Here is a 7,942-nt window from a genome sequence, read left to right as displayed (position 1 = left end):
AGTCCACACAACTTCGTCCGCTATCTGAAAGAAGTGGAATTTCGGTTTAATCATCGGCACTTGACTCCGGAGGAATTTGTGCAGAGTTTAGTGAACATATTAATGAAACCGGTAACTCCGTGAAGTGATAAATGCCCTTATTTATACATTGCAAATGATGGCCGCTCCGACTGCACAGGTGACACAAACCGCATTGCCAGCTCCGCCAGCAAAGCATTTAAATAGTGTGCATTGTACCGCCAAAAAGCAAGCAGCTCTTTGTGGTTTTTCAAAACCAATTGAACCGCTGGTTGTTATGGAGAGCCATTCGCCTAATTCGTCATTAAAGGAGAACAAGGCCAGAAGGTCACCGTTTGGATTATTATTCAGGGCGGCCTGACGGTTGTAGTAAGTATCAAAGGCAGCAATTTCCTGTCCGATTGCTGTCTCGGTCAATTGTTTGCTTAAACCATCAGTATTGTATTGATCCCACATAGCGTGAATTTGTTCCTGTGACTCGGCCTCATATCGCACTTCATGTTCGGCTCCGTTAATATTATAATCTTCGATAATCAGCTTCTTACCCTTGTTATCAATCGTCCGACGTTCAACCTGTAAGTAATCGACTTCTGCTCGCTCTGTGATTCTAACAGCCCTGTTCGTCTCTGTATTCCATTCAAATTGAAAACTAAAGATCTCTTCACCTTGGTTATCAGACAAGATGGTTTTTCCGTGATAATCCCAAGATTCTACGCTCTTTGTATACAAAATAGTTAGTTGCCGTTCGTGAGTTTGCCCATTTGGATACGCCGCTTCCAAATCCAAGACAACCGCGTTTCGCTCTGGCTGAATTGTATAGTCAACCACATCGACAATGTAATCACCAGGAGTAAGTGTAAGTAACGGTGCCTCTGAAAGATCGTTTTCATTGCCCGTGACCTCATCGTTTTGCGCTCCACAGGAGATCAAAAGTAAACCTACTATTATTGCTATGATGATCTGTTTCATGGTTCTCTCCTTTTTTATATTAACTTGTTTTCTTGTTTTTGGATTTTTTCACTCCTTTCTTGGTTTGGATTATCGGATAACAAGTAATACTCCCCTCAATACAACCGGCTAATTTGGTGGTTTTTGCAAGCCAAAAGATCGAGGGGAGCTGCTGTACCCCAAAATGGGGCCAACAAACAGCATCAATACGTTTTCAAATTCGATTATCGGGAAAGACCAATAAGAGCCGTAATAAAACTAGTGTGATACTATGCATTCATACTGCATTTGCAAGCGTTTACCGCCTTGTGATTTTTACCGCACCTTAGGAGACAATGACCACCTGCGTACATATTTCGTACTCCCCGGTAGTTCCGGGCCGGATTTTCATAAATATTGGCAGAATGCCAGCATCCATTTTAAATGACTTCAACTATATAATTGACAAGCATCTTGAAGATTCAGAGGATTACACTAATCAATGATGGTGACCTTAAGACAGTATTGGCGCCTGTCAAAACTTGGGTATCCGTTAAGAATCACACTGTGATATGCGTACCACGATTGCCGGTGAGTGATTCGGTCAGGTGGTCAATGGATGTAATCACAACCTTGGTGCCACCGTTCCGGAGGAAACTCAGTGCCGCTTCGATTTTCGGCCCCATGGAACCAGCGGGGAAGTGCCCCGCATCATGGAGTGATTGCAGTTTCTCGCTGGAGATCTCCCGAATCGCTTCCTGGTTCGGGTTCTTATAATGCAGATAGACTTCCGGCACATCTGTCACAATAAAGAGCTGGCTGGCTTCGATATCCTTTCCGATGATGGCCGCGGCGCGATCTTTATCGATGACAGCATCAACCCCTTCGTAGTCGCCATTCTCTTCGATGCAGACCGGGATGCCACCGCCACCGGCAGCAATGACGATAGTCCCGTGGTCCACGAGCTGCTTGATAGGCTGCGCGTTAACCAACTGTTTCGGCATGGGAGAGGCAACCACCCGGCGCCAGCCGTCGCGGCCTTCGTCATATTTCACCGTCCAGCCGCTCTCTTCCGCCAGTCGCTTGGCTTCCTCTTCGGTATAGAACTGTCCAATGAATTTGGTCGGATCCTGCAGAGAAGGATCATCCTTATCAACTACAACCTGGGTCACCATCGTGACCACATCTCTGGCAATACCGACCTGACGCAACCGGTTTTGGAGTGACTGCTCGATCATATAGCCCATGCCGCCCTGGACGTCTGCAACGCAGATTCCTAGCGGAAGTATGGGCGCTTTTCCACGGGCCAGTTCAACCCGCAGGAGGGCATTCCCGACCTGCGGGCCGTTTCCATGGGTAATAGCCAGATGATAGCCTTGCTCTACCAGGTGCTGGATCGCAGCCAGGCTTTCTCGGGTATGGCGGAACTGATTGGCAATAGTGTCCGCCTCAGATTTTGGGCTGATGGCGTTTCCGCCCAGCGCTACGACTGCTGTCTTCGGCCGCCCCATTATAGCAGCGGCTTCAGGACATCCCGGAGATTCGGCCGCCCCAGTTCCTGGAGATCATAGGTGACGCGAACCGACGGCTGCTCAATGTTGATAATCCGTCGCAGGTCGATGGGGGTTCCGATGATTACGACATCGCAATCCGCATTTTTTATCGTGACTTCCAGATCCTTCATCTGTTGTTCACCGTATCCCATGGCCGGGAGCAGGGTGCCGATTTCGGGGTATTTTTCGAAGGTTTCCGTAATCGTACCGGTGGTATACGGTCTGGGATCAACGAGTTCGGTGGCGCCGAATTTATCGGCGGCCACCACCCCGGCGCCATATTTCATCTCCCCGTGCGTCAGGGTGGGGCCGTCCTCGATAACCAATGCCCGCTTTCCGGCAATTAGCTTTGGTTCATCCACAGAAATGGGCGATGCGCCGTCAACAACTGTCGCGTCCGGATTGTGGGTGCGAATGGCGTCACGCACGGCTTCCACGCCGGTGTTATCGGCGGTATCGATTTTATTGATTAAGACCACATCGGCCATCAGGAGATTGGATTCGCCGGGATAATAGGACGTCTCGTGTCCCGGACGATGGGGATCAGTTACGGTGATCATGATATCCGGCTCGTAGAATGGCATGTCGTTGTTGCCGCCGTCCCAGAGGATGACATCCGCTTCCTGTTCCGCTTTCCGGAGAATGGCTTCGTAGTCAACACCGGCGTAGACGATGGTCCCGCGATCGATGTGCGGTTCGTACTCCTCCATCTCCTCTATGGTACAGTCGTGTTTTTTGAGATCGTCCAGAGTCTCAAACCGCTGAACCCGCTGCTTCGCCAAGTCCCCATAGGGCATGGGATGCCGGATCGCGACGACCTGTTTGCCGGCGTCTGTCAGAATTTCGGCGACGCGTCGGGTAGTCTGGCTCTTCCCGCAACCGGTTCGCACGGCGCAGACGGCGACTACCGGTTTTTCACTTTTCAGCATGGTGCGTTTGGCGCCCATGACTTTAAAATCCGCACCGAGACTGTTTACCAGAGATGCCTTGTGCATGACGTACTCGTGTGGAACATCGCTGTAGGAAAAGACCACTTCATCCACGTTGAGTTCGGTAATCAGTTCCGGGAGTTTCTCTTCGGGTTCGATGGGAATGCCATCCGGATAGAGATCGCCCGCCAGTTCACCGGGATATTTCCGGCCTTCGATGTCCGGGATCTGGGTTGCGGTGAAGGCGACGACATCGTAATCATCGTTGGAACGATAAAATGTATTAAAATTGTGAAAATCTCTGCCGGCGGCGCCCATAATAATTACTGTGGTCTTGCTCATAACAACTCCATTCGTGTATAGATATTCAGATTGATTTACAGGAAAAACAGAAGAGGGGAGGCCGGACTAGCAGAATCCGAACCAATAGCGCCAACAAATGATTTCTTCGAATTGTCTTGGCATTTTTCGTCCGGCCTCTTATGTGTGTCGTTGCGACTTATTCCGCCATCCAGAAAACCATCCCGCCACGGCGGGACCGATGCATGGTTTTCCTGGGCGGGATTCCGCCCGGAATCCACCGACTGGCGGAATCAAAGCAGGAACTCCGGCTGTAAAGCAGGGGGCTCCATTTACAGGCGCTGGGTGACGGTTTTGGCCTGCTGGAAAAAGAGCAGGTAATCCTTGCCACCGGCCTTGTTGTCGGTACCGGAGAGGTTGAAGCCACCGAATGGTTGGGAGCCGACAATTGATCCGGTAATGCCCCGGTTGAAGTAAAGGTTCCCGACGTGGAACTCTCTTTTCGCCCGCTCGATTTTGGCCTGATCTTTTGTCCAGACACCGCCTGTGAGTCCGTAATCGGTGTCATTGGCAATTTCCAGCGCGTGGTCATAATCTCTGGCCTTTATAATGGAAAGCACAGGGCCAAAAATCTCTTCCTGCTCCATCCGGTCGCCGGGATCGATTTCGGTGAAGATGGTCGGCTCAATGTAGTAGCCGTCTTCACTGATTTTTTTGCCGCCGAGGACGAGCTTGCCTTCTTCCTTGCCGATTTTGATATACTCGAGTATCTTGCTTTCGGCGTCCTCGTTAATCACCGGCCCCATCCAGTTTTCCTGTTTATCGGGAGGGCCGACGGTGAGTTTTTTGGCGCGTTCAATCACTTTTTCTACGAATTCATCGTGGATGGATTCTTCCAGGATGAGACGCGAACAGGCCGAGCATTTCTGACCGGAGTAGCCGAAGGCCGACTGTACCGCGGCATCAGCAGCCGCTGCCATATCCGGAGCGTCTTCCAGCACAACCATGGCGTCCTTGCCGCCCATCTCGGCGCTGACGCGCTTAATCCATTTCTGCCCCGGCTGAAGTTTGGCCGCCAACTCGTTAATGTGGAGGCCGACTTTTTTAGAGCCAGTGAATGCAATGAACCGGGTCTTTGGATGACCGACCAGCTTATCGCCGATCCGGCCGCCACCGCCGGTGACCAGATTTACAACGCCTTTGGGAAGGCCTACTTCCTCCAGAATTTTCACATATTGATACGCCTGAGCCGGGGCGTCACTGGACGGCTTTAAAATGATGCAGTTCCCGGTGACCATGGCTGCGGAAGACATTCCGGACATGATCGCCAGTGGGAAATTCCACGGGGGGATAATCGCTCCCACTCCCAGCGGAATATAAAAGTATTCGTTGTTCTCCCGGGGACGCCATTTGTCCACATCCGACTGGTTCCCATAGCGAAGGGCTTCTCTGGCATAATAGTTCTGAAAATCGATGGCTTCGGAGACTTCAGCATCGGTCTCGGGCCAACTCTTTCCCTGCTCCAGGATCTGCCAGGCGATGAGTTCGAACCGGCGATCCTGCATCAGATGTCCCGCCCGGGCGAAGATGGCTGCGCGGGCTTCGGGCGAATAATGTTTCCACTCCTCCCATGCTTCCAGGGCTGCATCCATTGCCTGGTCGACATGCTTCGGCTCTGCCTGCTGGAATGTGCCGATAACCTGGTCTTTTTTCGCGGGGTTAATCGAGTCGAACGTCTCGGAAGACTGCACCCGTTCGCCTCCGATAATCAGGTCGTGAGTCTGACCGAGCTGGGACTTAACCTTTTCCAGGGCATCCTGCATTTTCCGCTGATTTTCGGGTTTTGAAAAGTCGATATATCCTGCCTGCTCATACGGTTGATACATGAAAGCCTCCGTTCGTTATACTATGGGTTAATATCCGGGGTTAAATAAAAAAACCCTCCAATGACGCTGGAGGGTTGGGTGAGTATTGAATGCAGTAGATTTGGTAGTACGATCTTCATCTATTAGTCTTATCCCGTCGCTAACTTCCTTATAAGTTGAAGAAAAAAGTAGTTCGGCAGTCAGCGAAAATCAAGAGGATTTCAAAGGAGCAGGTCGTCAGGAGAGGAGGTTTATATCAAATGCAGACAACGAGAAGAGATTGCCTACTTATCGGAATCACTATTCGGAAATTCCTCCGTACCCAATTCATCCAGATCGATAGCCTCAACTTCTTCTTCGTCCGAGGTGCTATCAATCTTATCCGGCTCCTTGCCAAAGCAGACCAGTTGCACCCCATTGGGGACGTTCATATTGGGAGTAACCAGCTCAAGATGGTCGTTTTTCACATAGAAGACCGGAATGAAATCTGAGGGTTCGTCCTCTCCGTTTTGCCGGATAATTTCGTGTTCGGTTTTTTTGGAGTAGAATTTCCAGCCCTGGCGGAGATAGGACTTGAGGCTGCCGTACGTCAAATCTTCATGGAACAGGAGCAGCCCTTCATCCTTTAACCTCGTTTCGTCGGATTGCTCATCCTGCTCCTCCTGGAGGCGGATCCGGAATACGTGTTCCGGGCCGAGAAATTTGGCTCCCTGCTGACATGCCAGGATATTGACTTCTGCATTCGGTGTGATAGCAATAAGGTTCCCGATCCCTTCCAACTGAGCATCTTCCAGAGTATCCGGAGCCAGGGCATCGGCATGTATCGCATCCAGATCTTCCTTCTTGGCTGCACGGCAATTATTCCGGTTAATATCCATCATTGTTACCTTGAATCCGACAGCCTTAATGGTTTTGGCTAATTGCCTGGCCGGGGCGCTGGCGCCCACAAAGAGGAACCCGCGGGGTGGTGGTTGTAAGACGTTCAGTAATTTCCCTACCCATTTCGCTGTGCCACCCTGAATAAAAACCGTACCTCCAATAACAAGGAACGTCAGCGTCTCAAGGTACGCTGCCTGGTTGGCATATTCCGGGATGTGGGAGAGATTGGTGGTAAACAGGGAGGCGACCGCCGCTGCAACAATTCCCCTGGGGGCAATCCATGAGAGAAAGAGCTTTTCATTCAGTCCGAGATCCGAATTTACTGAAGATGTGAAAATATTGATCGGCCGAATTACCAAAATCACGATTGCCAACAGCACAACACCACGCCATCCAAGATCTACAATACTCTGCAATTCAAGTTTCGCCGCCAAAAGAATAAAGAGGATCGATACCATCAGCGTGGTGAGCTGACCCTTGAAGGACTCAATTTCGTCGATACCCAGCGGTTTGAGGATCCCCAGCAGCAATCCCATAACGGTGACAGCCAGTACACCTGTTTCATGCTGAAGCCAGTCAGAGCAGGCATACACGACGATAACCGTGGAAAGCACAAATAAATTTCGCAGATCCCAGGAGATCATCTTGCGCCGGTTCAGCACATAATTCATGATCAGGCCCCCGCCGATACCCACGGAAAAGCCGATGGCCATGCTCCGGATAAATTCCCGCACTAAGAATCCGCCGGAAGATGAAGTTTCGATAAAGGTGAGCGTCACCACGGCCAGCAGTGCACCGATGGGGTCAATCAGAATGCCTTCCCAGGTGAGAATTGTGGAGATCTTTTTGGTCGTTTTTACATTTTTCAGCAGCGGCATGATAACCGTCGGGCCGGTGACGGTAATAAGCGCGCCGAACAGCACAGCAATACGGAGACCGGTTGGATTCCGTAGTTCGGGGAACAGGAAATATGCAGAAGCTGACCCCAGAACCCAGGTTATAATGATGCCGATGGTAATTAGATTCCGGATTGTCTTGGAGGCTTCCCGGTAGTTGACCCGGCGGAGTGATAATCCACCTTCAAAGAGGATAATGGCCACGCCAATGTGTACAATCGTCTGAAGGCCATCCCCCAACAGGTCGACCCGCAAGAGCTCAAATTGCCCCAGCAATGCACCGACAACTAAGAGCGGCACAATGGCCGGGAACTTAAATTTATTCGCCACCAGTTGGGAGGCGACACCGGCAAATATCAGTATTGCGACGTTAAATAGTGCGTTTTCCATAAGCGATGAATATACAGATTATCTTTACAATTTTACAATGAATTTGACGAATGAAAGTATTCAAGTGATCGCCAAAGGGAGCCTTGCGGGGTGGGTGTTCACATAGAAATGTATAATAGTGTTATCGGTGGTAGTCGCGGCTGCTTTTTTTTGTTGGTTATTCGTTCGTTGTTTGTAGATATTTG

General features: G+C 50.5%; 5 protein-coding genes. All 5 read right to left on the bottom strand.

The window, feature by feature from the left end; translation table 11 throughout:
* Positions 1-141: 141 nt before the first annotated feature.
* The 5 genes from K9N57_04285 to K9N57_04265 all read right to left on the bottom strand — a co-directional run bounded on the left by K9N57_04285 (position 142) and on the right by K9N57_04265 (position 7,757).
* Positions 142-987, bottom strand: coding sequence for a hypothetical protein (locus K9N57_04285; GenBank protein MCF7803386.1), 846 nt, complete (start codon positions 985-987; stop codon positions 142-144).
* A 518-nt stretch (positions 988-1,505) separates the two neighbouring features.
* Entirely contained in the window at positions 1,506-2,456 is a 951-nt protein-coding gene (gene arcC / locus K9N57_04280) for a carbamate kinase (protein MCF7803385.1), read from the bottom strand.
* Positions 2,456-3,769, bottom strand: coding sequence for a cyclic 2,3-diphosphoglycerate synthase (locus K9N57_04275; protein ID MCF7803384.1), 1,314 nt, complete (start codon positions 3,767-3,769; stop codon positions 2,456-2,458). The genes arcC and K9N57_04275 overlap by 1 nt, the downstream gene beginning before the upstream one ends.
* A gap of 290 nt (positions 3,770-4,059) precedes the next feature.
* A complete protein-coding gene (pruA, locus tag K9N57_04270) occupies positions 4,060-5,613 on the bottom strand; it encodes an L-glutamate gamma-semialdehyde dehydrogenase (protein ID MCF7803383.1) in 1,554 nt (517 codons plus the stop codon).
* A 263-nt stretch (positions 5,614-5,876) separates the two neighbouring features.
* Positions 5,877-7,757, bottom strand: coding sequence for a cation:proton antiporter (locus K9N57_04265; protein ID MCF7803382.1), 1,881 nt, complete (start codon positions 7,755-7,757; stop codon positions 5,877-5,879).
* Between the last annotated feature and the right edge of the window lie 185 nt (positions 7,758-7,942).

The organism is Candidatus Neomarinimicrobiota bacterium, assembly GCA_021734025.1.
In the GTDB taxonomy this organism is placed as follows: domain Bacteria; phylum Fidelibacterota; class JAANXI01; order JAANXI01; family JAANXI01; genus JAANXI01.
Note: the sequence above shows the minus strand (reverse complement) of the source record. Positions and strands in the feature narration are given on the sequence as shown.

Coding starts and splice junctions, on each gene's coding strand:
- K9N57_04285 (MCF7803386.1), bottom strand. CDS start 987: ATGAAACAGATCATCATAGCAATAATAGTAGGTTTACTTTTGATCTCC.
- arcC (MCF7803385.1), bottom strand. CDS start 2,456: ATGGGGCGGCCGAAGACAGCAGTCGTAGCGCTGGGCGGAAACGCCATC.
- K9N57_04265 (MCF7803382.1), bottom strand. CDS start 7,757: ATGGAAAACGCACTATTTAACGTCGCAATACTGATATTTGCCGGTGTC.
- pruA (MCF7803383.1), bottom strand. CDS start 5,613: ATGTATCAACCGTATGAGCAGGCAGGATATATCGACTTTTCAAAACCC.
- K9N57_04275 (MCF7803384.1), bottom strand. CDS start 3,769: ATGAGCAAGACCACAGTAATTATTATGGGCGCCGCCGGCAGAGATTTT.